Here is a 25442-nt window from a genome sequence, read left to right on the forward strand (position 1 = left end):
TCTCCTTACTCACGAGAGCACGCGGCCGGCAGTCCCGGAGAGGACGCACCTGGTGTGCGGCGTGCGCGGGAGCTGATGTTCAGTAGACGACCACCCTGCAACCATGCTCGGATTCAGAGGGATCCACCACCGAAGACCAGCCCGCCTGCCGACGTGCTCGATTCTTCGTTGCTGCGGGCGATTGCCCGCCCCACCAGCGTAGCATTCGCGCCCGGAGAAGCCCCGAGATTCAGCGGAAGTCGGGGCCCGATTCACCCGCTGCGGCGGGGCGCTGCTCGCCGATCAGATTCTCTCCGAGCAACGCGCGCAGCTGCGCACCGGAAAAGCCCGCCCGCACGAGCGCGCGCAGCTTGGCAATCGCGGCCTCCGCGGTGAGATCGGCTCCGCCGATGACCCCGGCATCGGCGAGCACGGACCCGACCGCGTACCTCTGCAAGTCGACGGCACCGTCATCGCATCGGGTGATCGCCAGGATCGGCACACCGCGCTCCCGAGCCGCGTGCAGCACCTCGCGCGCCCGTTCCCCCGAGAACGGCGCAGTGCCAGCGCCGTAGCACTCGAGCACGAGCCCATCAGGAAACGCATCGATCGCCGCTTCGAGAAGTTTCGGTGGCAGACCGGGGACCGCGCTCAGCATGCCGACCCGCGGCGCTGCCGATCGCGCGGCGCCGGCAAGTGCTGCCGCCGCGCGATCCGGGAGCTTCGCCCCCTCGCCGAGCGGACGGCGCGCGTCGAACGCCTCGTCGGCCTCGCTCGATCGCTTCACGGCGCGCACGGCTGGAAGCGACCGCCCCCCGAACACGATGCGCACTCCCGCAGCGCCGCCCGCGGTCGCTTCCGCAAACGCGTTCACGAAGTTGGTGCCCGCGTCACCGCCGGCTGTGCCGAGCGGATGCTGCGCCCCCGTGAAGACGATCGGCAGTGCGAGATCGGCGCAGGCGAAGGCCGCCTGCGCCGCGCTGTGCGCCAGCGTGTCCGTGCCGTGCACGACGAGCGCACCGACCAGCGGCGATCCCGCAACCGCAGCCGCGACCGCACGTTCGCGCACGATATCGGCGATTTCGAGTGCGGTGCCGTGGCCCGCCTCCGCACTGTCGATGATCTCAGCCGGCTCGGCGAGCTCCCACACGACCGTTCGCCCGATCACCCGCTCCGCTTCGCGCACGAGCGCGGCGAGTTCAGCGCCGAACTCGGTCTGCGCCGCGAGCCCGTGGCCCGATTCGCGCATGCCGAACGTGCCCCCGCAGTACACCACCAGCAGTCGGCGCTGCTCGTCACCCGTCATCATCGAACGTCGCGATCCGCATCGTCGGCGTCGAGCGCGGCCTCCGGAATCGCGAATGCCGAGGTGAAGGCGGCCGCATTGATGCGGCGACGCACGACGAACCAGCCGAGCACCATCAGCACGACGACCCCGAGGAACACGAGCAGTGTGATCTGCCCCACGGCGGCGTCGAGCGCCATCAGCACGACGATGCCGACGAGGAAGATCAGCGTCACGGTATTGGTGATCGGCGCGAACGGTAACCGGTACGTGGGGCGGCTTTCCCCGGTGCGCTGGGTGCGGCGCACGTAGAGCCAGTGGCAGATCATGATCGCGGCCCACGTGCCGACGATGCCGATACCCGCGAGGTTCAGCACGATGTCGAAGGCGCGCGCCGGCACGATGAAGTTGAGCCCGACACCGGCCACACCGATCGCCGCGGTGATCATGATGCCGCCGTAGGGTGCGCCCGCGGAGTTGAGGCGCTTCGCGAACGCCGGCGCGGTCCCCGCGACCGCCATCGAGCGCAGCGTGCGACCCGTGGCGTAGAGGCCAGCATTGAGGCTCGACATCGCCGCGGTCAGCACTACGACGTTCATGATGTCGCCCGCGTACGGAATGCCGATCGAGTTCATCACGGTGACGAAGGGGCTCTCGCTGCCCGAGTACGCATTCCACGGCAGCAGCAAGGTGAAGAGGATCACCGAACCCGCGTAGAAGAGAATGATGCGCCACATGATCGAGTTGACGGCCTTCGGGATCGCCGCGCGCGGGTTCTCCGATTCGCCCGCAGCGACGCCCACCATCTCGGTGCCGCCGAACGCGAACACCACGCCGAGCGCGATCACGAACATCGCCCCGATCCCGTTCGGGAAGAAGCCGCCGTTGTCGGTGATGAGTGAGAAGCCCGGAGTGTGCCCATCGACCGGGGTCTGCGTGACGACGAGATAGATGCCGATCAGGCCGAAGATGACGATCGCACCGACCTTGATGATCGCGAACCAGTACTCCATCTCGCCGAAGAGCTTCACGGAGGCGACGTTCATCGCGAAGACGATCGCGAGCGCGATCAGCGCGAGCAACCACTGGGGCACGGGCACGAAGACCGCCCAGAAGTGCAGATACAGCGCGACCGCGGTGATGTCGGCGATGACCGTCGTCGACCAGTTCAGGAAGTAGAGCCACCCCACGGTGTAGGCGCCCTTCTCCCCCATGAACTCGCGTGCGTACGAGACGAACGCCCCCGAGGAGGGGCGATACATCACGAGTTCGCCGAGCGCTCGCACGACGAGGAACGCGAAGATGCCGCAGATGATGTAGACGAACGCGAGCGACGGCCCGGCGATCTCCATTCGGCCACTGGCGCCGAGAAAGAGGCCCGTACCGATCGAGCCGCCGATCGCGATCATGGTGAGGTGTCGGCGCTTGAGACCGCGGTGATACCCGCTATCGCCCGCGTCGACGGCTTCGCCCGACGCCGCGTGGGGCGGAAGAACTTCTTCGTTCATGAGTCGAGACCCTTCTCTGTCGCTCGGTGGCGCTCCTGTGCGCATATCTGTCCGGCTGTCAGACAGATTACCCGAATCCGACAGAATCTCAATATCCTTATTCGAGTAGATCTGCGCCGACGCCGACCACTCCGCCAGGGAGACCGAGACGCGCTCCCGAAAGGTTCCCCCAACATGCACTCCCCCGTTCAGCGCGTCAGCGCGACCGAAGCCGCATTCAGCGCCATTCGGGGACTCATCGACGATCACGCGCTCGCCGTGGGCGACCGGCTTCCGGGCGAGCTCGCGCTGGCCAAGCAATTCGGCGTGAGCCGCTCCGTGGTGCGTGAGGCGCTGCATGCGTGCGCGACGCTCGGGCTCACTGAGACGCGCAGCGGCAGCGGCACCTACGTGCTGTCGAAGACGCCATCGGGCGTCTCAGAGTTCGGTGGGTTCGATCCGGATCACCTGATGGAAGCGCGCATCCACGTCGAGGTGCCGACCGCCGGCCACGCCGCCGAACGCCGCACCACCGAAGAACTCGACGCGATGCGCCGTCTGCTGGCTCGCATGCGCGACACCTCGGTGCTGCACGAATGGGTGCGGCTCGACCGCGACTTCCACACGCTCGTCGCCGAGGCGAGCCACAACTCCGTGCTGCTGAGCATCACCGCCTCGATGCGCCGCTCGCTCGACCTGCAGTCAGAGTTCCTGAACATCACCCAAGCGCGTCAGCACACCTCCGATGTCGAGCACGCCGAGATCTTCGCGGCAATCGAATCGGGCGATCGGCTCGAGGCCGAGCGCGCCGCACTGCACCACATCGACGCGGTCGCCTCGGCGATTCGCGCCGGCCGCTGAGCGCGCCGACCCGCGCGCATTCGTCTGCGCCGCACACAGCGATGCCGGCGGCTCCCGTTGCGGGAACCGCCGGCATCGGAGTCGACGAGTTAGAGCGCGTCGATGTCGATCGTGTGCAGGCTCTCGGCGCCGATCGCACCGCGCAGCGCGACGATGATCGCTTCTTCGACCGGGGCATCGATCGAGAGCACCGACAGTGCCGTGCCCTGCTTTTCATCGCGGGCGATCTGCAGGCCGGCGATGTTGACGCCCGCCTCACCCAGCACGCCGCCGTAGGTTGCGACGATGCCGGGGCGGTCCGTGTAGCTGAAGACGATGAGGTGCTCGGGAATGGGCAACTCGACCTCGTAGCCGTTGATCTCGACGATCTTCTCGACCTGCTTCGGGCCGGTGAGCGTGCCCGAAACCGAGATCGCGGTGCCGTCGGTGAGCCCGCCGCGCAACGTGATGACGTTGCGGTAGCTCTCGGACACCGCGTCGACGCTGAATCGCACTTCGATATTGCGCTGCTCCGCGAGCAACGGCGCGTTGACGTATGACACCGGATCACTCACGATCTTCGAGAAGATGCCCTTGAGCGCGGCCAGACGCAGGGCCTCGACCTTGTGCTCGGCGAGTTCGCCGTGCACCTCGATATCGACCGATGCGATCGCACCGTCGGCAAGACCGGCGAACACCTGCCCGAGCTTCTCGGTGAGCGGGAGGCCGGGGCGCACGTACTCGTCGATGACGCCACCCGCGACGTTGACCGCGTCGGGCACCAGGTCGCCCGCGAGCGCGAGACGCACGGACTTTGCGACCGATACGCCGGCCTTCTCTTGCGCCTCATCAGTCGACGCACCGAGGTGCGGGGTCACGTTGACGTTCGGCAGGCCCGTGAGCCGCGTGTCGGCGGGGGGCTCGCTGACGAACACATCGAGCGCAGCGCCGGCGATCTCACCGTTCGCGAGCGCCTCGGCGAGTGCGTCTTCGTCGATGAGGCCGCCACGAGCGACATTGACGACGTACGCGGTGTTCTTCATCGCGCGCAGCTGCTCAGCACCGATCATGCCGAGCGTTTCGGGCGTGCGGGGCATGTGGATGGTGAGGAAGTCGACGCGGCTGATGAGTTCGTCGAGCGAGACGAGCTGCACGCCGAGCTGTTGCGCGCGGGCCGCGGTCACGTACGGATCGAACGCGATGAGCTCGACCCCGAACCCGCGCAGTCGCTCGGCGATGAGTGCACCGATGCGGCCGAGGCCGATGATGCCGATGGTCTTCTCGTAGAGCTCGATGCCGGTAAAGGAGGAGCGCTTCCACTCCCCCGCCGACAGCGACGCGTGGGCGCGCGGTAAGTGGCGCGCGAGACCCAGAATGTGCGCCACGGTGAGTTCGGCGGCGCTGATGATGTTCGAGGTCGGTGCGTTGACGACCATGACACCGGCCTGCGTGGCCGCCTTGATGTCCACGTTGTCGAGCCCCACTCCGGCGCGAGCGATCACCTTGAGCTTCGGGGCCCACCCGAGCGCCTCGGCATCGATCTGCGTGGCAGACCGGACGAGCACTGCATCAGCCGAACCGAGCGCCGAACGCAGCGCGTCGCGATCGGTGCCGTCGACGTGCACCACCTCGAAGTCGGGGCCGAGTGCGGCGATGGTGGCGGGCGAGAGTTGTTCGGCGATCAGCACGACCGGCGCAGACATCAAGCAGATCCTTCGGGTTGATAACGAGGACGATGCGTGCGGAGCACGCAGGCCACCAGTCTAGCGGCGCACTCGTGACGACCCGCGGCTACGCGAAATATGACGACTCGGGAATGACGTGCATGATGTCGATCTGCCACGCCGCGACGAGGGCGAGGCCCGCGGCGAGCAGTAGGATGCGCACTCCCGCGCTGCGGCGGCGCCCGGCGAGCAGCGCGAGCACGAACACGATCAGCGGAAAGGCGATGCCGACGATCAACCAGACGCGGCCGAGCGCGCTGAGGTCGGTGTCGAGCGCACCGCTGAGACCCACAAAGCCGACGAAGTTGCCGATTCCCGTGACGACTGCGTAGAAGTACAGGAGCGCGAGCAGCAGCCCGCCGATCCACGAAAGAATGCGTGTGAGCACGGATCAGGCCCCTCTCGCGATGAGCATGGGCAAAGGCAGCAGCACCACTGCGCCGACGACGAGCAGGATCGCCAGACGCTTCGTCTTGCCACCGCGGCTGAGCGCGAGTGCGGTGAAGAACCACAGGGGCGCCGCCATCGGTGCCGCCCAGAAGACGATCTGCTGCAGCACGCCGCCGATGACGCCGCTCCCGGCCGCAGTGACCGCATTCACCGCGGAATAGGCCTGCGCCACGATGAACCATCCCCAGGTGTACAGCAAGTAGAGCCCACCGAACACGCCCAGCACGACCAGTGCACCGTTCGAGATCTGCGCTCGGGGTTCGGCCGCGTCTGCCACGTCGTCGAGGGCATCGCCGGGCGTCTCCTCCGTGAGTTCGCGGCTGGCCGTCGAGTCGACGGCGGCCGCGTCTGGCGGAGCGATCGCGGGGACTGGCGATCCGGAATCACTGGACTCCACTGCGTGGCGGTCGCCTGCCACATCGGGTGCGTCGGCACTCCGCTCCCCTTCAACGGTCCACCCGCTGGCCAGCGTGCTCTCTCGAGCATCCCGTGCCCGCGACTCCCGCGACGCGCGGCCCGGCTTCTGCTTCATCTTTACAGGGTAACTCCCGATGTCTTTGAGACTGCCGGGAGCGAGGACCTTATGGATATGCTGGGAGCCGTATTCGACTTCCCGGGGGGAACAGCATGGCCGAAACGCCGAAGAAGAAAAAGGTCGTCCGCGTCGAGTCGCCCAAGACTCCGGCGGCATCGCGCACTGCCCCCGCTGGCGGTGCACGAGCCTCCGAAGCCGGCGCACCCGACGAGCCAGTCTGGACTCCGACACCGGAATCCAATGCGAAGGCGACGAAGTTCCGCTGGATCGCGGCCGGGCTGTGGGTGCTTGCCATCGCCATCGAGATCTTCGCGATCTTCTGGGTGCTCAAGCAGGTTCCCGTCAACATGCTGCTGCTCATCGGCGCGATCGTGGTCACCGGTGTGCTCTCAGTGGTCGGTTCGTTGCTGTGGAAGCAAGCGAACCGCCTCGACCCGGCATCGAAGCGTGACACCGTTCGTTTCTTCGTGCAGAACCAGCTCGGCGCGATCATCGCGATCATCGCGTTCCTGCCGTTGATCATCCTGATCTTCACGAACAAGAATCTCGACGGCAAGCAGAAGGCGCTCGCCGGTGGCATCGGCGTTGTCGTGCTGCTCGTCGCCGGCTTCTTCGGCGCGTCGTTCGAGTCTCCGTCGCAAGAGCAGTACGCCGCCGAGACGAACATCGTCGAACAGCTCACCGGCGCAGACGAGGTCTTCTGGGTCAAGGGCGGCTCGGTCTTCCACGTCTGCGATGCGGTGCCCGACGTCAACAAGGAATCGAACGACGGTCAGATCTACCAGGGCGCCGTCGCGGCTGCGCACGAGGCCGGCAAAGACCGGCTCGTCAGCTACTGGCAGCGCGAGGCCGTGAACTACTGCGGCTACACGCAGGAACAGGTCGACGCCGTCGAGTCAGCGCTGGCGGGCGATGTCGCCGTGCTCGAAGAGGCCCCCGCGGCCGACGACTCGACCGATTCCTCGACTGACGAGCCCACCGAGACGCCCGCGGAGTAGTCTCCACCGCTCGGCCATGCGGCATGCGCTCCTAGACTGGAGCGCATGCCGCATCGCTTTGACCTCCCGGCCATCGGCTCCGGGCTCACCGTCGCCGACGCGCATGATGAGATACGCGCAGCGACGCTCTCAGGCGCAGCGGTGATCACTGCACCTCCCGGCACGGGCAAGTCGACGTACGTGCCGCCTCTCGTCGCGAACCTGCTGCTTGAGCGCGGCGGCGCTGCCACGCGCGTGCTGCTCACGCAGCCCCGTCGCGTCGCCGTTCGTGCGGCTGCCGCACGCATCGCCGAACTCGACGGCTCCCCCGTCGGCGACGCGGTCGGTTTCACCGTGCGCGGGCAGCGTCTGGTCGGCCGCGACGATCGCATCGAGGCGCTCACCCCCGGTGTGCTGCTGCGCCGCCTGCTGCGCGACCCCGACCTGCCGGGTGTCGGTGCGGTGATCCTCGATGAGGTGCATGAGCGATCGCTCGAGGGCGACCTCCTGCTCGGCATGATCGCCGAGGCACGTGCGCTCCGAGACGACCTTATCGTGATCGCCATGTCGGCCACGCTCGAGGCGGAGCGGTTCGCCGTACTGCTCAGCGGAGCGGATGGGCAGGAGTCTGCCGCCGCAGTCGTTGACATCGCGAGCGCACTGCACCCGCTCCGCATCGACTACGCCCCGGCACCTGGGCCACGACTCGACGACCGTGGCGTCTCGCGCGCATTTCTCGCTCACCTCGCCGACATTTCCATCGATGCGCAGCGCCGCGCCGGGCATGACGCCCTCGTCTTCGTGCCCGGCGTGCGCGAGGTCGATGAGACGGTGCGGCTGCTGCGCGCGCGGCTCAATGCTCCGGGCACGCCGCACGACATCGACGTACTTCCCCTGCACGGACAGCTCCCCGCACGTGAGCAAGACCGCGCCGTGCGGGGCCGAACGGGGAGGGAGCCCGCGCGCATCGTGGTGAGTACCTCGCTCGCCGAGAGCTCGCTCACCGTACCGGGGGTGCGACTCGTCATCGATGCCGGACTCGCTCGCGAAGTGCGCCGCGACCAATCCCGCGCCATGACCGGCCTCGTCACGGTCAGCGCCTCACGCGCCAGCGCTGAACAGCGCGGAGGGCGCGCAGCTCGACTCGGCCCGGGCCAGGTCATCCGCGCCTATGCCGAGTCTGACTTCGCGCGCATGCCCGCGAGCGCACCGCCCGAGATCGCCGCGGCCGACCTCACCGATGCCGCGCTGATGCTCGCCGCGTGGGGCACACCGCGCGGCGACGGGCTTCGGTTGCCCACGGCACCGCCGCCCGCTGCCATGCATGAAGCCGAAACGGTCTTGCGCACCCTTGGCCTCGTCGATGCGGACGGCAGAGTCACGGCGAACGGCCTCACCGTCGCGCAAATGCCCGTCGGGGCGCGCGCTGCTCGCGCCCTGCTCGCCGGCCGCACAGAAGCCGGCGGCGCGCGAGCTGCTGCGGAGATCGTGGCGGCGTTCACCGGCGACTCCCGCGAAGCGGGTGCCGACCTGACGGTGTTGCTCCGTGAGCTGCGCACCGGGCGGGCCGTCGGCGCCGATCGGTGGCGCCGCGAATCCGCGCGTCTGCGCGAGATCGCGACGCAGCCTGCGGGTGCACCGGGCGACGACGACGTCCTCGCCGCAGCGTCTCGCGGTTCTCTCTCGCCCGGAGCCCTGCTCGCGCTCGCGCGACCCGAATGGATCGCCCGCCGCGTCGCTCCTGCGTCGCGCGTGTATCACTTCGCGAGCGGCACCCGCGCGGCGATTCCCGAGGGCAGCACGCTCTTCGGCAGCGAATGGATCGCAGTGCACGACGTGCAGCGCGCCGCCGGGCGGGCCGCCGACGGAACCGGGGCCGTGATTCGGCTTGCCGCACCCCTCGACCACGCGACTGCACTGCGTCTCGGCGCGAGCCTCCGCAGCGACCGACGCACCGCGACGATTGCGGACGGTCGGGTTCAGGTGCGAGAGGAACGGCATCTGGGCGCGATCCTGCTCGCCGAGACACCGGTTGCCGCAGGTCCCGCCGATACGCGCCCGGCGATCACCGCGCTAGTGCGGACCTCCGGGATGCAGGCGCTCACCTGGAGCGACGGTGCCGCATCGCTGCGTCATCGCCTTGCACTGCTGCACCGCGAACTGGGTGCGCCATGGCCGGCGGTCGACGATGCAGCGCTTCTCGCCGGCCTCGACGACTGGCTCGGCCCGGATCTCGAACGACTCAGCCCTCGGGCGGCGCTCGATCGGCTCGATCTCACCCCCGCACTGCGACGTTTGCTGCCCTGGCCCGACGCCGCGCGCCTCGACGCGCTCGTGCCCGAACGCCTCGAAGTACCGTCGGGCAACACCGCACGCATCGACTACCCTGCTTCCGCTTCGGGCCACGATGCCGGGGATGGTGATCGTCCGGTCATCGCGGTCAAACTGCAGGAGCTCTTCGGCCTCGCGCAGACCCCGCGGCTCGTCGATGGCCGGGTGCCGGTGCTCTTCCACCTCCTCTCCCCCGCACGCCGACCGCTCGCCGTCACCGATGACCTCGAGTCGTTTTGGAACGGGCCGTACCAGCAGGTGCGCAAGGAGATGCGCGGGCGTTACCCGAAGCACCCGTGGCCCGAGGATCCGTGGACGGCGCGCGCGACGGCACGCACGAAACGCGCCTCCGGGTAACCGGCCTCGCCTGCCGCGGCCCGCGACGCCGCCGCAGAAATGCGGAACGCCCGCCGGGAGATTCCCGACGGGCGTTCACTGCGTGTGACGCGGGTTAGCGAGCGGCAGAGCCCTCGACGTAATCCTCGTCCTGCGCCTGCCATGCGAAGAGCTTGCGGAGCTCGGCACCGGTCTTCTCGATCGGGTGCGACTCCTCCTTCTTGCGCAGCTCGGCGAACTCGACGGCGCCGTTGTCCTGATCATCGATGAAGCGCTTGGCGAAGGCCCCCGACTGGATGTCTGCGAGCACCTCCTGCATGCGCTCCTTGACCTCCGGGCCGATGACGCGGGGGCCCGACACGTAATCGCCGAACTCGGCGGTGTCGGAGATCGACCAGCGCTGCTTGGCGATGCCGCCTTCCCACATGAGGTCGACGATGAGCTTCAGCTCGTGCAGCACCTCGAAGTAGGCGATCTCGGGCTGGTAACCGGCTTCGGTCAGCACCTCGAAGCCGTACTGCACGAGGTGGCTGGTGCCACCGCAGAGCACCGACTGCTCGCCGAAGAGATCGGTCTCGGTCTCCTCGGTGAAGGTGGTCTTGATGACGCCGGCTCGGGTGCCGCCGATCGCCTTCGCGTACGACTTCGCAGTCTCCCACGCGGTGCCCGACGCATCCGACTCAACGGCGATGATGTCGGGGATGCCACGGCCGGCCTCGAACTCGCGGCGCACGGTGTGACCCGGGGCCTTCGGAGCGACGAGGATGACGTCAACGCCCGCCGGTGCCTCGATGTAGCCGAAGCGGATGTTGAAGCCGTGGGCGAAGGCGATGGTCTTGCCCTCGGTCAGCTGGTCCTTGATCGACTCGTTGAAGATGCTGCGCTGGTGCTGATCCGGTGCGAGGATCATGATGAGGTCGGCCCATGCCGCGGCGTCGGCCACGTTCTTGACCTCGAACCCGGCCTCTTCGGCCTTGGCGGTGGACTTCGAGCCCTCCTTGAGCGCGATGACGACCTCGACACCGGAGTCGCGCAGGTTCTTCGCGTGGGCGTGACCCTGCGAACCGTAGCCGACAACGGCGACCTTCTTGCCCTGGATGATCGACAGATCTGCGTCGGCGTCGTAGTACATCTCAGCCACTTGGGACTCTCCTTCGTTTGGTGATTCGTTACGGGTACTGCAGCGGAACGGGGTTCCGCTAGTTCTTGAAGACGCGCTCGGTGATCGATTTCGCGCCACGGCCCATGGCGATGAGCCCCGACTGGGCGATCTCCTTGATGCCGTAGGGTTCGAGCACCTTCAGGAAGGCCTCGATCTTGCCCCGGTCTCCGGTCACCTCGATCGTCAGCGCGTCGGGCACGACATCGACGACGCGAGCGCGGAACAGGTTGACGGCTTCGAGCACGTGCGAACGCGACTGGTTGTCGGCCCGCACCTTGATGAGCACGTGCTCGCGCTGCACCGATGTGCCGGCTTCGAGTTCGACGATCTTGATCACGTTGACGAGCTTGTTGAGCTGCTTGGTGACCTGCTCGAGCAGGATGTCGTCTTGATCGACGACGACCGTGATGCGTGACAGGCCGCGCATCTCCGTCGGGCCGACGGCCAGCGACTCGATATTGAATCCGCGTCGGGCGAACAGCCCGGCGACCCGGGTCAGCAGACCCGGCTTGTCCTCGACGAGGAGGCTGAGAACGTGACGACTCATGGTTACTCTCCCTCCCACTCGGGGCTGTGCTCCAACGCGTATTGAATGTCGCTGTTCGACGTGCCCTGGCGCACCATCGGCCACACCATGGCGTCCGCGCTCACGACGAAGTCGATGAGCACCGGCCGATCGTTGGTCGCGAGGGCGAGCTGGATCGCCTCATCGACCTGGTCTTCGCGCTCGACGCGGATCGCCAGGCAGCCGTAGGCTTCGCCGAGCTTCACGAAATCGGGCACGCGCGACGAACCGTGGCCCGTGTTGAGCTCGGTGTTGGAGTAGCGGCCGTCGTAGATGAGCGTCTGCCACTGCCGCACCATGCCGAGCGACGAGTTGTTGATGACCGCGACCTTGATCGGAATGTTGTTCACGACGCACGTCGCGAGCTCCTGATTGGTCATCTGGAAGCAGCCGTCGCCGTCGATCGCCCAGACCACCCGGTCGGGCTCGGCGACCTTGGCCCCCATCGCGGCGGGCACGGAGTACCCCATGGTGCCCGCACCGCCCGAGTTCAGCCACGCGCCGGGGCGCTCGTACTTGATGAACTGCGCGGCCCACATCTGGTGCTGGCCGACGCCCGCGGCGTAGATTCCCTCGGGGCCCGTGAGCTCGCCGATGCGCTGGATCACGTGCTGCGGAGACAGCAGCCCGTCGCTCGTCTCCTGGTACCCGAGCGGGAACTGCTGCTGCAGCCCGCGCAGACGCTCCCACCAGGTACCGATGTTCGCGCACTCGCGGCTCACCTGCGCCGTGGTCATCGCTGCGATCAGGTCGGCGATCACCTCTGCCGCGTCGCCCACGATCGGCACATCGGCGGCGCGAATCTTGCCGATCTCGGCGGGATCGATGTCGGCGTGGATCACCTTCGCCTCGGGGGCGAACAGTGCAGCGCGGCCCGTGACACGATCGTCGAATCGCGCGCCGAGCGTGATGAGCAGGTCGGCTTCCTGGAGCGCCAGCACCGCGGGCACCGTTCCGTGCATCCCGGGCATGCCCAGGTGCTGCGGGTGCGAGTCCGGGAAGACGCCGCGCGCCATGAGCGTCGTCACGACCGGCGCCCCGACGAGCTCGACGAGCTGCTTGAGCTCCTCGGCCGCTCCGGCGCGCACGACACCGCCGCCCACGTAGAACACGGGTCGCTTCGCGTCGGCGATGAGATCGGCTGCGGCCTGGATCTGCTTGCTGTTCGCCTTCGTGATCGGACGGTAGCCCGCCAGATCGACGCGCGGGTCCCAGACGAAGTCGAGCTCCCCCTCCTGCGCGTCTTTCGTGATGTCAACCAGTACCGGCCCGGGGCGCCCCGTCGATGCGAGGTGGTACGCGGCGGCGATCGCTTCCGGAACGTCTTCGGGGCGCTTCACCAGGAACGAGTGCTTCGTGATCGGCATCGTGATGCCGACGATGTCGGCTTCCTGGAATGCGTCAGTACCCATGAGGTGCGAGAACACCTGGCCGGTGATCGCGAGGAGCGGCACTGAATCCATGTAGGCGTCGGCGATCGCGGTGACCAGGTTCGTTGCGCCGGGCCCGGAGGTGGCGATGCACACACCGACGGTGTTGCTCGCACTCGCGAAGCCTTCAGCAGCGTGACCCGCCCCCTGCTCGTGACGAACGAGGATGTGGTTCAGCTTTTCCGCGCTCATCAGCGCGTCGTACAGCGGCAGCACGGCACCGCCCGGCAGCCCGAAGACATCGGATATTCCGAGGGCTTCGAGACTGCGAACGACGGCCTGTGCGCCGGTCATCCGCTCGCCGCGTTGCGCGGCGGACGGTGATGGGAGTGCACTCGATTCCGAGGTCATGTCCAGCTTTCGTGATCGGAGGTGATGTCGCGGTACGCGGCTGGTGCAGCCGGTCGACGTGAGCGAATCGCGCGCACGTCGACCGACTCAGATCAGCCGGTGACGGCGCCGTGAGACGCCGACTTGACGAGCTTGGCGTACTTCGCCAGCACACCGCGCGTGTACCGCGGAGGAAGCGGGGCCCAGTTTTCTCGGCGGGCCTCAAGCTCGGAGGGGTCTACCAGCAGATCGAGCGTTCGTGCGGCGATATCGACCCGAATCAGGTCTCCGTCGCGAACCAGGGCAATCGGACCGCCGTCCGTTGCCTCAGGTGCAATGTGGCCGATGCACAGGCCGGTTGTGCCGCCTGAGAATCGCCCGTCCGTCAATAGTAGTACATCTTTACCGAGACCCGCACCCTTGATGGCCGCGGTGATGGCGAGCATCTCACGCATACCGGGGCCACCCTTGGGCCCTTCATAGCGGATCACGACAATGTCGCCCTTGCCGATGCGCCCCTCGGTCAGTGCGTCCATGGCGGCTCGCTCACGGTCGAACACCCGGGCCGGGCCCTCGAACAGTTCGGCGTCGAAGCCCGCGGTCTTCACGACGGCGCCCTCGGGCGCCAGTGAACCGTGCAGGATCGAGAGGCCGCCCGTCGCGTGAATCGGATCGTCAAGGTGATGGATCACCGTGCCGTCGATCGGGTCGGGGTTCAGCTCGGCGAGATTCTCGGCCATGGTCTTGCCCGTGACCGTGAGTGCGTCGCCGTGCAGCAGGCCAGCATCGAGCAGTGCCTTCAGTACGACGGGCACGCCGCCCTGGCGATCAATGTCGGCCATCACGAACTTGCCGAACGGCTTCATGTCGGCGAGGTGCGGCACCTTCGAACCGATCCGGTTGAAGTCTTCCAGCGTCAGGTCGACCTCGGCTTCACGGGCAATCGCGAGCAGGTGCAGCACGGCGTTCGTGGACCCGCCGTAGGCCATGAGCAGCGTGATCGCGTTCTCGAACGCCTTCTTCGTGAGAATGTCGCGCGCGGTGATACCGAGACGCAGCATGTTCACCACGGCTTCGCCGGAGCGGTGCGCGAAGTAGTCGCGGCGGCGATCAGCACTGGGCGGAGCGGCCGAGCCAGGCAAGCTCATGCCGAGCGCCTCGGCGATCGAGGCCATGGTGTTCGCGGTGTACATGCCGCCGCAGGCTCCCTCGCCCGGAGCGATCGCGCACTCGATGCGCTTCAGGTCTTCCTCGCTCATCGTGCCCGCCTTGCAGGCGCCGACGGCCTCGAAGGCGTCGATGATCGTGACTTCCTTCTCCGTGCCGTCGGTGAGCTTCACCCAACCGGGGGCAATGGAGCCGGCGTACAAAAACACCGAGGCCAGATCGAGACGCGCAGCGGCCATCAGCATGCCGGGCAGCGATTTGTCGCACCCCGCGAGGAGCACCGAACCATCAAGGCGCTCCGCCATCATGACGGTCTCCACGGAGTCGGCAATGACTTCGCGCGATACCAGCGAGAAGTGCATACCCTCGTGGCCCATGGAAATACCATCGGATACCGAGATGGTGCCGAACTGCAGCGGGTACCCGCCACCCGAGTGCACGCCCTCCTTGGCGCCCTGGGCCAAGCGGTCGAGGCTCAGGTTGCAGGGAGTGATCTCGTTCCACGAGCTCGCGATACCGATCTGAGGCTTGTCCCAGTCTTCGTCTCCCATGCCGACCGCACGGAGCATGCCTCGCGCCGCAGCCTTCTCGATTCCATCGGTGACGTCGCGACTGCGCGGCTTCATGTCAATCTCTGCCATGCCGCCATTCTAGAGGCACCAGCATGCCGCGCAGGCGCGGGGTCACGACCCCGACACGCGCCCAGCGCCACCCGATCCGCAACCGCGGAAAACGACGAACGGGGCCTGAGGGAGCGATCGCTCCCCGGCCCCGTTCGTGCGCGTCGGTTATTTGCCGGTAGCGGGCAGCAGCGTGAACGGCAGCGCGAAGCCGAGGATGGTCGCTGCGAGACCGGCCACGAACGTCCAGATCTCAGCCGCACCCAGTTCTGGGTTCACCCCGTAGCTCATCACGATGAACCCGCCGAAAGCGAGCACGATCGAGAGAATGAAGATGATGCCGGTGACTGCGCTCACTGCACCCTGCGAGCTCTCCTCGAACAGTGCGCCGTTCTCCTTCGCCATGCTGGCTTCTCCTTTATCGTGGCTCGGCGCCCGCATCGCGGCCGCTCAGGGTGGGGTTCCGCGCGCGCGGAATCTCGTGCCCCCAGGCTACCGCAACCCCCTCGTCGCCCGTGACCCGAACGATAGGCTGAAGCAGTCACAGTACCGAATTCGAGGGAGTCACCGTGTCGATCGGCAAGTACGTCACCAACCCCGGAGTACTCGGAGCCGCGTTCGGCGCCGTCAGCACGGCACGCCGCACGCAGTCCATGCGCAAGGACTGGCGCCGTTTTCTCGTCTGGGGAGTCTGGATCGCCGGGCTCGCGCTCGCTGTCGCCAGCGTCGCCATGCAGGAGCGTGACGACGAATTCGCGCACGACTCCGACACGGAGTGACGTCGCGCAGCCGCTCGCTGTAGAATGGGCGGTGGTGAGTCGGGAAGCCTGGTCGACGATTGATACAGTCGTCTCCACTCGGAAAGGCCAACCGTGACCTCACCCGCATCCCCTCCCGCACGCCGCCGCACCGTTCTCGCTGCGCTGAGCCGACGAGAGGCATCCCGACTCGGCAGGCTCCTGCGCACCGAGTCCATCGGCGGTGCGATCGTCGTCGTCGCTGCGGCGCTCGGCTTTCTTGCAGCCAACTCCCCCGCAGGTGACGCCTATCGCGCACTGCGAGATGCCCATATCGGCATTCCGGCGATCGGCATCGATCTCAGCATCGGCCACTGGGCGTCCGACGGGCTCCTCGCGATCTTCTTCTTCATCGTCGGTCTCGAGCTCAAGCGCGAGTTCGTCGCCGGAGAATTGCGCCGCATCTCGACGGCCGTCGTTCCTGTCGCGGCGGCAGTCGGGGGCGTGGTCGTGCCCGCTCTCGTGTACGCCGCGGTCAATGCCCAGAGCGGCGGCCTGCACGGGTGGGCGATCCCGACCGCCACCGACATCGCCTTCGCTGTTGCGGTGCTCGGGGTGATCGCCCCGGGAGTCCCTCCGGCTCTGCGCCTCTTCCTGCTGACACTGGCTGTGGTCGACGACCTCATCGCGATCCTCATCATCGCCATCGTGTACACACAGCAGCTCAGCTTCCTGCCGCTTCTCGTCGCCCTCGTCCCCCTCACGGTATTCGGCTGGATCGCGCACCGGTTCGCACCCCAGCTGGTGCGACTGCCCTGGTTGCCCTGGGTGGCGCTCCTCCCCGTCGGCGTCATCGTGTGGGCGTTGGTCCTTGCCTCGGGCATCCACGCCACCATCGCCGGCGTGCTCCTCGCCTTCCTCATCCCCGTGCGAGGCCGTCGTGGCGCAGCCCTGGCTGAATCGCTCGAGCACGGCATTCGTCCGCTGTCGACCGGGTTCGCCGTTCCCGTGTTCGCGTTCTTCGCCGCCGGCGTTGCGCTCGGTGGCGCTTCACGCTTCCCTGCCGACCCGATTGCGATCGGCGTCATGCTCGGCCTCGTGGTCGGCAAGCCCGTCGGCATTGCCGCCACGACCTGGCTCGTCACGCGTTTCACCCGCGCCGAGCTCGACGCCGCCGTTCGGTGGCGGGAGCTGATCGGTGTCGCTGCCCTAGCCGGTGTCGGCTTCACCGTCTCGTTGCTCGTGACCGAGTTGAGCCTGCCCGATCCGAGCGACGCAGATACCGCGAGACTCGCCGTCATGGTGGGTTCGCTAGTCGCCGTCGCATTCGCGACCGCACTGCTCTACCGCCCGCGGCGCGCGACGCGCGCGGGATGACGACGTCGATTTGAACGGCGCGTGAACCCCGTGCTAGAGTTTCATCCGTTGCTCAGCGCGGGAATCACGTTCTGAATCAGCGAAAATGCGCCTTTAGCTCAGTTGGTAGAGCAGCTGACTCTTAATCAGCGGGTCCACGGTTCGAGCCCGTGAGGGCGCACAAATCGAAAAGCCTGGTAGTTGCTACCGGGCTTTTCGCATATCCGCCACCGGCCCCGGAAGGCAGGCGCCATGACCACTCACGCCCCCTCAGCCGATCTCGAGTTCGCGCTCGCACTCGCAGACCTCGCCGACAGTATCGCGCTTCCCCGGTTTCAGGCCGCAGATCTCACGATCGACACGAAACCCGACCGCACGTTCGTGACCGACGCCGATACGGCCGTCGAAGCGGCACTGCGCGCACGCATTCAGACGGACCGACCCGCAGACGGGTTCTTCGGTGAAGAATCGGGCGTCGTCGACGGCGGTGAACGACAATGGATCATCGACCCGATCGATGGAACGTCGAACTTCCTTCGCGGTGTTCCCAACTGGGCGACGCTGATCGCACTTGAGGTGGCTGGTCAGCCGACAGTCGGCGTCGTGTCAGCGCCGGGCTTCGGCGCACGCTGGTGGGCCGAGACCGGATCGGGCGCCTGGGGGCAGCGTCAGGGCGAGACGCCGCGCCCGTTGCGCGTTTCGGGCGTCTCCGACCTCGAACACGCCTCCCTCAGCTTCCAGAGCATTGAGCAGTGGGATCTTGCGGGGTATCTCGAGCCGTTGATCTCGCTCACCCGCGCGGTCTGGCGCGACCGCGCCTACGGTGACATGTGGTCTTACATGCTGCTCGCGGAAGGCCTCGTCGACATCGTTGCCGAGTTCGATGTGAAGCCCTACGACCTCGCCGCGCTGGTGCCCATCGTGCGAGAGGCCGGAGGCCGCTTCACCGACATCGACGGTGCGTCGAGCGCCTGGAACGGCAGCGCACTCGCGACCAACGGCGCCTTGCACGATGCGGTGCTCGAGCACGTCGCCAGAACGTCGAAGCAGGAGTCGCAATGAGCTCGACAGTGCACCCGGCCGACGCACAGCGCTCCCTCACCCGTACCGTGATGCTTGCGCTCTGCGCCGACATCGCGTTCGTGCTGCTGTTCGCCGGCATCGGTCGCAGCAGTCACGAGCGCGAGGCGTCACTGATCGGCCTCTTCAACACCGCCTGGCCGTTTCTTGTCGGCCTTGCGATCACGTGGCTGGCGCTGCGCGTCGCGCGGCACCCCCTTTCCGTGCTGCGAGCCGGAGTACCGTTGTGGATCGGCACGGTCGTAATCGGCATGCTGCTCCGCGCCGCGACCCGTGCAAGTGTTGCCCCGGCGTTCATCATCGTCGCGACGGTCACGCTCGCCGTCTTCGTACTCGGCTGGCGCGCAATCGCGGCTCTGGCGCTCCGTCTGCGACGCCGCGCCGCATAACCGCGCCTCCCGACGGAGCCGCGCACGCTTGCGCAACCGAGCAGAAGGGCGGGCGAGCGCATGCAGAACGACCCCGCCCAGGGTACGTCCGGGGCGGGGTCGTTCTCTACAGTTGGTTACGACGCGGCGAGCGTTCCGAGCACCTGAGCGGCGCGGTTCGAGAAGCCCCATTCGTTGTCGTACCAGGCGGTCACCTTGACGTGCTTGCCGTCGGCGTAGGTGAGCTCCGAATCGAAGATCGAGGAGTGCGGGTTCGCCACGATGTCAGACGAGACGAGCGGCTCTTCCGAGTACTCGAGCACTCCGGCGAGCGGGCCGTCTGCAGCGGCGCGGTAGGCCGCGAGTACCTCGTCACGAGTGACCTCGCGCGACACCACTGCAGTGAGCTCGACGATTGAGCCGACCGGAACCGGCACGCGGAGCGAGCCGCCGACGAGCTTGCCGTCGAGCTGCGGCAGCACGAGGCCGATCGCGGTCGCCGCACCGGTCGACGTCGGCACGATGTTGAGTGCGGCGGCGCGTGCACGGCGCAGATCTGAGTGGGGGGCGTCTTGCAGACGCTGGTCCTGCGTGTAGGCGTGCACCGTCATCATGGTGCCCCACTCGATGCCGGCGAGGTCGTCGAGCACCTTGGCGAGGGGCGCGAGAGCGTTCGTGGTGCACGATGCGTTCGACACGATGCGGTGCTGCTCGGGGTCATAGAGGTCATCGTTCACGCCGACGACGATGGTCAGGTCGGCGCCCTTCGCCGGGGCGCTGACGAGCACGCGCTTCGCGCCCGCCTCGATGTGCTTGTTCGCGCCTTCCTGGGAGGTAAAGAAGCCGGTGGATTCGAGCACGACGTCGACGCCGAGCTCACCCCAGGGCAGCTTGGCGGGGTCGCGCTCGGCGAGGATCTCAATGCGACGATCGCCGACGACGAGCGTGCTGCCGTCGACCGAGACGGGCTGCTCGAGCTTGCCGTACAGGGTGTCGCGTGCCAGCAGGTGCGCCAGCGTGGGCGCATCGGTCAGATCGTTGATGGCGACGACCTCCAGGTCGCTCCCCTGCTGCAGCAGTGCGCGCAGTACTCCGCGCCCGATGCGTCCGAATCCGTTGATTGCTACCCGACGGGTCATGGCTTCACGATCTCCTTCACAATGACGTGCATGATGAACCATTTCCAGAGTGGCCGCTCGGCAGCGTCCACGCCAGTGGCCGCAATGCCATCATTCGAACGAAAGCTGCCATGATGTGACATGCGTGGGAAACACCCCGGAAATCACCCCGGACACGTCTCAGGAGCTTTGCGAGAACGTGCGCCGATACGCCGTCGGGGCAGTGCCGAGCACCTGGCGGAAGTGGCGACGCAGGTTCGTCGCCGACCCCAATCCGACGCTCGCCGAGATCTCGTCGACCCCGAGGTCGGTCTCTTCGAGAAGTTCACGGGCCCGGTCGACGCGCGCCCGCATGATCCACTGCATCGGGGTGTATCCCGTTTCGTCGAGGAAGCGTCGTGAGAACGTGCGCTCCGACACCCGCGCGTGCGCGGCGAGCCGTGAAATGGTGAGCGGGTACCCCAGGTGCCTGAGCGCCCACTCGCGGGTCTGCGTGAAGCGTTCGCCGTGCGACTCGGGAACGCTGTGCGGCAGGTACTGGGCTTGCCCCCCGCTGCGGTACGGCGCAGCGACCAGGCGTCGCGCCGCGTGATTCGCCACCGCCATACCCGCGTCTCGGCGCAACAGATGCAGACAGAGGTCGATGCCCGAGGCGGCCCCGGCGGAGGTGAGTACCGACCCTTCATCGACGAACAGCACCCGCTCGTCCACGCGCACTTCCGGAAACTGCTCCGCGAGCCGGCGCGCATAGTGCCAATGCGTCGTCGCGCGACGCCCGTCGAGCAGGCCCGTCGCGGCGAGCGCGAACGCCCCGGTCGAGATGGCGGCGAGGATCGCACCGCGCTCATGAGCGGCGCCGAGTGCGGCGGTGAGCTCGGCGGGAGGCGCATCGCGATCCGGGAACCGATACCCGGGAACGAAGATGAGGTCGGCAGTCTCCAGTGCTTCCAGACCATGATCGACGTGGTAGGAGAGCCCGTCGCCGCCGGCGATCAATCCCGGGTGCACCCCGCAGACGTCGACGGTGTAGGGCATACTCGCGCGGTGCGTGAAGACCTGCGCAGGGATCCCGACATCCATCGGCTTGGCGCCTTCGAGCACCACCACGGCGACCCGTTTCATACGCACCAGCCTACCGCTGCGGCCGACGACGCATCACACTCCGCGACCCGCATCAGCCGGTTGCGAGCGCCTCGACGATCGCCTCGGCGCGCGCCTCCTGCCCCGAGGCCCGCAGCAGTTCGAGAAGTTCGCCAGCAGCGCGGGCCCGATCAGGCTTCTGCCGGGCCAGCGTGAAGCCTTCGAATGCGGATTCGAGCGACCAGATCGCATCGGCAGTGTCGCCCTGGTCGCGTTGCAGGCGGCCGGCGAGCCAGAACGCATGCGCGGCGTCGACGAGACGGCCGAGTGTCGCAAACTCCTCCCCCGCGAGCAGCGCTTCCACGATCGCCCGCCCGACGGTGAGGTCGCGGTCTGCTTTGGTCGCGTCCGGTGAGATTCGCAGGCCCGCGACAGCCTCCGGCGGCGCAGCCGCGATCGAGCGGGCGAGCGTGTCTCTGAGCGTCGCGCGCCGTGCACTCCACGCGTCGCGCTGCCGCTCGGCCAACGCCTCCGCAGTGTCTCCGGCGTCGAACGCGATCATGCGATCGAGTTCAGCCGCCACCTCGCGCACATGCATCTCGGGGTCGGACATGCGTGACGCCACAGGGGCCCAGGCCGCGAGCACCGCGACGATCGCATCTGGGTCGGCTCCCCCCATTCGCAGACGCGGAATCGCTGCGGCGAATCGGCGGTGGGCGTCGGGGTCGGCGCCTGACAGGGCAGCGCACTGCGCGGCTTCCGCGTGCGCGAACCCGGCGCGCTCCAGCCACCCCTCCGTTTCAAACAGCTCCGCGGCTCGCGCATAGGCTCGAGCTGCGGCACCGTGATCGCGCTGACCGGCGGCGTGTTCCGCAGCGGCAAAGGTGGCTTCTCCCGACGCCCAGACCGCATCGGCTTCGGCACGCACCTCCGACCTCGCAGTGCGCGTGACATCCGTCTCCGCCGATCGTTCGCCGGCGGGACCGTTAGCGACCGGCACGGGCTGCCCGCTCGTCGGCAAGTGCAACGCGCTGGGCTGAGTCGCGAGCGCCGCCGCGATCGCATCGGCGTAGTAGTGATTGCCATTGCGCGGATCCAAAAGGTCGGCGAGCGCGGTGCTCTCCCGATGCACCCAGGTGTGCAGATCTGCGACCGTCCGCCATTCCGGGTCGCGCAAACCGGTCTCCGTATCTCCCTGATCGTGGCGGGCCGAGAGCCCGGCGAGCACCCCGAGGAGAAACCGCAAGCGGAAGAGCGGGCTCGAACCTCCCCGCAGCAGCGCGACGTGCTCGTTGCGCAGCACTCGGAGTGCACGGTCGAGGTCCCCGCCCCGCGCGAGTGTGGCGAAGAGTTTGCCCCGTGCCGGCCCGAAGTCGGTCGCCCCTCCGTCGTCTGCGGCGAGCGCGTCGCCGGCCGATCGGGCGGCGAGTTCGGCATCGCCGACCTCCAATGCGGCAAGCGCGACGGCGTACCGGGTGCGGGCCGGCTCAAGATTGCACTCGAACTCCTGCGTGAGCCCGAGTGCCACGGCTTCTGCGGGGCGGCCGGTCTCGGCGAAGAAATCGACCTGTTGACCAATTGTGCAGGCCACGCAGTCTTCGAACTCGTCGCGCATACCGGTGACCCAGTCGATGCGGGCCGACTCGGCTTCGGGATCGCCGACGTGCCAAGCCCACCGGAATCGGCTCATGCGCACCGATGACAGCCCGTGCCCTGCGAGTTCGAAGCGCCGTTGCATGTCGTCGAGAAAGGCGGCCGCTTGCTCGTGTGAGATCTGGGGGTACTCGGGCACATCGGCGGCGATCCATTTGAACTCCCAGAAGAGGTTGCGCTCGTCGGCTGCGTCGAAGAGTTCGGGCGATTTGTCCCAGAGCCGCAGCAGCTGAGCGAAGACCACAAACGACTTCGCGCCCTCATCGGTGAAGGTGTACGCCTCGACGAGTTCGAGTAACGCCATCGCTAGATGCTCGCGCGGCCCCTCGGTTTCAACGCGACGGGCGATCGCTTCGGTCGCGGCGGTACGCGCAACGCCGTACGGAAGATCTCGCAGATCGAGGAGTTGCTGATCGATCGTCATCGGGGGTCCTCCGGTCTGCGGGGATCAGAGGGGTGCGGCAGCCCCGCGTCACGATCGGATGCGCCAGTGAGTGACGCATCGAGCAGCACGCCAAGCGCATCCGACAGCGATGCCGATTCACTCGCTCGCAGGCCTTCACCGGCGAGCATGACCGCCGAGAGATACAGGGAGCGCAGCCCGGCAGCGAACACCGCGTTGCCGGGCGCTGCCAAGAGTCGGCGTGCGACGGGCGACGCGTCGTTCAACACCAGCGTGCGGGTGCGCCGCGTTCCCGCGTTCGTCTCGGCGAAGGCGTCGAGCAGCCCACCCCAAAGATCGGGTGTCGCCCGACGCTCACGATCGAGAGCTCGCCGGTGCTCGCCGTCGGAATCACGCAGCAGAATCGCGGGAACGGTGTCGGGTGCGAAGGTGCGCACGAGCACATCGCAGTCGTCGTCTTCGAGCAGGTCGCGCGCGCGGGCGACCGCATCGGCCACGGCGAGCTCGCGGTCGACGGCGGGCACGCCGAGCACCTGCACCAGATCGGCGCTGTCGAGTTCGCGGACCGCCCAGCCGTCGAGGCGCCCCAACCGCTCCATGATGTCGGCGTCGTACACGTAGCCGGCATTCACCACGACGAGCTCTTGAGCGCGTGCGACCGCGGCCACGCGGCGATAGGCCTCGGGAGTCGCCGTGTAGACGATCTCTCCATGGGACGCGGCGCCGGAGAGCGTCATCGGCCCATCACTCGTCTCGAATGGCAATACCTCAGCGACGAGCGCGAGCATGTCGGGGTCGGTGACCGCGAGCGCGCGGAGCGCGAGGTGGTGGGTTTCGATGAACCGACTCATCGCGTCGCCGGGCTGACGCAGGGTGAGCGTCGCCCACTGCTTCAGCTGCGCGCCGAGCGACTCGCGCACGCCGAGCAGGATCTCGTCGTCGTGGAGGTGTTCGCGGGAGGCGGTCGGTGAGAGCGCATCCGAGTCGATCACCGCGCGCACGAAGAATGCCCATTCGGGCAGCACCCGGTCGACACGGGGCCCGAGCAGCATGCGTTTCATATATACGCGGTGCTGTCCGGCGCCAGGCGAAACGGCTTGGGGCAGGATGAACGCGACCCCGGTCGTGCCGGCGAGCGGCACGTCGAGGTCGATATGCCCGAGTGGCGTGAAGCCGAACACCCGCTCGCAGTACTCGGCGAGCGCTCGCGAGCGGGCCGTCGTCGTCTCGTGCGCCGCCCGCCAGGGAAGCTCGGCCTGAGTGATCCTGCGCCACGCGCGTTCGGTCGCCGTCACTGGCACTTCGACGGCGACGTCGAACGGCAGCAGCGAGGCGAACTCGGCGGCCAGCCCGACCACCGTTTCGTTCGCCAACCAGTGGGCAGCGTCGGCTCGGGCCGTGAGTCTCACGGTCGATCCGGTCTCGGTGAATCCGGGACCGGTCTCCCCGCTGCCCGCGCCCGCGAGCTCGACGGCGACCGTGAAGGTGCCGTCGGCTCGCCCTTCCCATCGCATCGACTCGGTTCCACTCGCAGAGCGTGAGTGCACGACGATTCGGTCTGCCACCATGAAGGCCGCGAGCATGCCGATGCCGAACTGGCCGATAAACGCGTCTCGGCCCAGACCGAGCACGGGATCGCGCTTCGATGATCGCCCGATCGTCGCAAGCAGTTCGGCGGCCTCGTCGGCCGTCAGCCCGATTCCGGTGTCGGCGATCTCGAGGTGCGCACGTCCGTCGTCATCGATAGACGTGCGAAGTCGGATCGTCGCGGGCGCGCCGGTGTCCAGCTCGCGCCGAGCCGTCACCGCGTCGACCGCGTTCTGGATGAGTTCGCGCAGGTACACCTGCGGCCCCGAATAGAGATGCCGGGAGAGGAGGTCGACCATTCCGGCAAGGTCGACTTGAAAACGCTGGTCCACAGTTGGCGATCAGTCTTCGGGTTTGAACTTCGCCCAGGCTTCGGGAAAGACCTCGTTGACGCGTTCGAAGAATGCCATGCTGGTGTTGACGGTGCAGAGCAAGTGCTGCGCAAGCTGCTCATCGGTCAGACCGGGCTCGTAGTCGACGTTGTGCTCGGTGTTGACGCGCACGGCGCCCTCGTCGTCGCGACCGATATAAGTCTTGGGCCAGAGCTTTTCCGCGTTCCACTCGTTCGCGAGCTCCAATGCCCGCAAGTAGTCGGTCTCCTCGAGTCGGCCGCGCCAGTATCCGCGCACGCACAGCAGTTCGTCATGGTTGCCGTTCACGAAGAAGAAGAACGAGCCGTACTCCCAACCGCCCCCGATATCGCCGTCGCCGTCGACACTGTACGACCAGCCGGCGGCCTCCAGGGCAGCCTTGATGCGATCTTTCGAGAGTGGAGCCATGGCGCCTGCTGCGCCGCCCGCGGGTGCCGTGTCCTTGGTGAAGAAACCCATGCGCGAATGTCC

The 25442-nt window shown here is 67.5% G+C and carries 22 protein-coding genes and 1 tRNA gene; 8 read left to right on the top strand and 15 right to left on the bottom strand.

Going from position 1 to position 25442, the window contains the following annotated elements; genetic code table 11:
* Positions 1-229: 229 nt before the first annotated feature.
* Positions 230-1288, bottom strand: a complete 1059-nt coding sequence (locus ACZF5Y_RS10695) for an asparaginase domain-containing protein (protein WP_497532637.1) — start codon at positions 1286-1288, stop codon at positions 230-232.
* Positions 1285-2772, bottom strand: coding sequence for an amino acid permease (locus tag ACZF5Y_RS10700; protein WP_497532638.1), 1488 nt, complete (start codon positions 2770-2772; stop codon positions 1285-1287). Before ACZF5Y_RS10700 ends, ACZF5Y_RS10695 begins: the two co-directional genes overlap by 4 nt.
* Positions 2773-2946: 174 nt before the next feature.
* On the opposite strand from ACZF5Y_RS10700, the gene ACZF5Y_RS10705 reads away from it, so the two are divergent.
* Positions 2947-3612: a FadR/GntR family transcriptional regulator gene (locus tag ACZF5Y_RS10705; protein ID WP_497532639.1), complete on the top strand. Its 666-nt coding sequence runs from the start codon at positions 2947-2949 to the stop codon at positions 3610-3612.
* An 89-nt stretch (positions 3613-3701) separates the two neighbouring features.
* Here ACZF5Y_RS10705 and serA read toward each other — a convergent pair whose 3' ends face one another.
* From serA to ACZF5Y_RS10720, 3 genes are all read right to left on the bottom strand, one after another.
* On the bottom strand, positions 3702-5294 hold the full coding sequence (gene serA / locus ACZF5Y_RS10710) for a phosphoglycerate dehydrogenase (RefSeq protein ID WP_497532640.1): 1593 nt from the start codon (positions 5292-5294) through the stop codon (positions 3702-3704).
* Between the two features lie 88 nt (positions 5295-5382).
* Positions 5383-5703: a hypothetical protein gene (locus ACZF5Y_RS10715; protein WP_497532641.1), complete on the bottom strand. Its 321-nt coding sequence runs from the start codon at positions 5701-5703 to the stop codon at positions 5383-5385.
* Between the two features lie 3 nt (positions 5704-5706).
* A complete protein-coding gene (locus ACZF5Y_RS10720; RefSeq protein ID WP_497532642.1) occupies positions 5707-6297 on the bottom strand; it encodes a hypothetical protein in 591 nt (196 codons plus the stop codon).
* 95 nt (positions 6298-6392) lie between these two features.
* Here ACZF5Y_RS10720 and ACZF5Y_RS10725 point away from each other — a divergent pair, with 95 nt between their 5' ends.
* Together ACZF5Y_RS10725 and hrpB are read left to right on the top strand one after the other, a co-directional pair.
* On the top strand, positions 6393-7298 hold the full coding sequence (locus ACZF5Y_RS10725; protein WP_497532643.1) for a hypothetical protein: 906 nt from the start codon (positions 6393-6395) through the stop codon (positions 7296-7298).
* 45 nt (positions 7299-7343) lie between these two features.
* Positions 7344-9965 (top strand): ATP-dependent helicase HrpB, encoded by a 2622-nt coding sequence (gene hrpB, locus ACZF5Y_RS10730; protein ID WP_497532644.1) that lies wholly within the window; start codon positions 7344-7346, stop codon positions 9963-9965.
* A 94-nt stretch (positions 9966-10059) separates the two neighbouring features.
* Here the strand turns inward: hrpB and ilvC are convergent, their stop codons facing one another.
* The 5 genes from ilvC to ACZF5Y_RS10755 form a co-directional block, all read right to left on the bottom strand.
* Complete coding sequence (gene ilvC / locus ACZF5Y_RS10735) at positions 10060-11076, bottom strand: ketol-acid reductoisomerase (RefSeq protein WP_370726595.1); 1017 nt, start codon at positions 11074-11076, stop codon at positions 10060-10062.
* A gap of 67 nt (positions 11077-11143) precedes the next feature.
* The gene (gene ilvN, locus ACZF5Y_RS10740; protein ID WP_053353457.1) at positions 11144-11653 is read right to left on the bottom strand and encodes an acetolactate synthase small subunit; all 510 of its coding nucleotides are present in this window, start codon (positions 11651-11653) and stop codon (positions 11144-11146) included.
* 2 nt (positions 11654-11655) lie between these two features.
* The gene (locus ACZF5Y_RS10745) at positions 11656-13452 is read right to left on the bottom strand and encodes an acetolactate synthase large subunit (RefSeq protein WP_497532645.1); all 1797 of its coding nucleotides are present in this window, start codon (positions 13450-13452) and stop codon (positions 11656-11658) included.
* A 92-nt stretch (positions 13453-13544) separates the two neighbouring features.
* Positions 13545-15239: a dihydroxy-acid dehydratase gene (ilvD, locus tag ACZF5Y_RS10750; protein ID WP_497532646.1), complete on the bottom strand. Its 1695-nt coding sequence runs from the start codon at positions 15237-15239 to the stop codon at positions 13545-13547.
* 147 nt (positions 15240-15386) lie between these two features.
* Positions 15387-15623 (bottom strand): hypothetical protein, encoded by a 237-nt coding sequence (locus ACZF5Y_RS10755; RefSeq protein ID WP_053353460.1) that lies wholly within the window; start codon positions 15621-15623, stop codon positions 15387-15389.
* Between the two features lie 164 nt (positions 15624-15787).
* On the opposite strand from ACZF5Y_RS10755, the gene ACZF5Y_RS10760 reads away from it, so the two are divergent.
* From ACZF5Y_RS10760 to ACZF5Y_RS10780, 5 genes are all read left to right on the top strand, one after another.
* Positions 15788-15997 (top strand): hypothetical protein, encoded by a 210-nt coding sequence (locus ACZF5Y_RS10760; protein ID WP_053353461.1) that lies wholly within the window; start codon positions 15788-15790, stop codon positions 15995-15997.
* Between the two features lie 93 nt (positions 15998-16090).
* Positions 16091-17332 (top strand): Na+/H+ antiporter NhaA, encoded by a 1242-nt coding sequence (gene nhaA, locus ACZF5Y_RS10765; RefSeq protein WP_497532647.1) that lies wholly within the window; start codon positions 16091-16093, stop codon positions 17330-17332.
* An 87-nt stretch (positions 17333-17419) separates the two neighbouring features.
* A tRNA-Lys gene (locus tag ACZF5Y_RS10770) sits at positions 17420-17492 on the top strand.
* Positions 17493-17563: 71 nt separating this feature from the next.
* Positions 17564-18373 (top strand): inositol monophosphatase family protein, encoded by an 810-nt coding sequence (locus ACZF5Y_RS10775; protein ID WP_497532648.1) that lies wholly within the window; start codon positions 17564-17566, stop codon positions 18371-18373.
* On the top strand, positions 18370-18780 hold the full coding sequence (locus ACZF5Y_RS10780; RefSeq protein ID WP_497532649.1) for a DUF3054 domain-containing protein: 411 nt from the start codon (positions 18370-18372) through the stop codon (positions 18778-18780). Before ACZF5Y_RS10775 ends, ACZF5Y_RS10780 begins: the two co-directional genes overlap by 4 nt.
* A 116-nt stretch (positions 18781-18896) precedes the next feature.
* Here ACZF5Y_RS10780 and gap read toward each other — a convergent pair whose 3' ends face one another.
* From gap to ACZF5Y_RS10805, 5 genes are all read right to left on the bottom strand, one after another.
* A complete protein-coding gene (gene gap, locus ACZF5Y_RS10785) occupies positions 18897-19898 on the bottom strand; it encodes a type I glyceraldehyde-3-phosphate dehydrogenase (RefSeq protein ID WP_497532650.1) in 1002 nt (333 codons plus the stop codon).
* 159 nt (positions 19899-20057) lie between these two features.
* Entirely contained in the window at positions 20058-20999 is a 942-nt protein-coding gene (locus tag ACZF5Y_RS10790) for a GlxA family transcriptional regulator (RefSeq protein WP_497532651.1), read from the bottom strand.
* A 52-nt stretch (positions 21000-21051) separates the two neighbouring features.
* Complete coding sequence (locus ACZF5Y_RS10795; RefSeq protein ID WP_497532652.1) at positions 21052-23034, bottom strand: hypothetical protein; 1983 nt, start codon at positions 23032-23034, stop codon at positions 21052-21054.
* On the bottom strand, positions 23031-24932 hold the full coding sequence (locus ACZF5Y_RS10800) for an HSP90 family protein (protein WP_497532653.1): 1902 nt from the start codon (positions 24930-24932) through the stop codon (positions 23031-23033). The genes ACZF5Y_RS10795 and ACZF5Y_RS10800 overlap by 4 nt, the downstream gene beginning before the upstream one ends.
* Before the next feature lie 9 nt (positions 24933-24941).
* Positions 24942-25430 (bottom strand): type III secretion system chaperone family protein, encoded by a 489-nt coding sequence (locus tag ACZF5Y_RS10805; RefSeq protein ID WP_497532654.1) that lies wholly within the window; start codon positions 25428-25430, stop codon positions 24942-24944.
* Positions 25431-25442: the final 12 nt, after the last annotated feature.

Source organism: Leucobacter sp. WKLB1 (assembly GCF_059696215.1).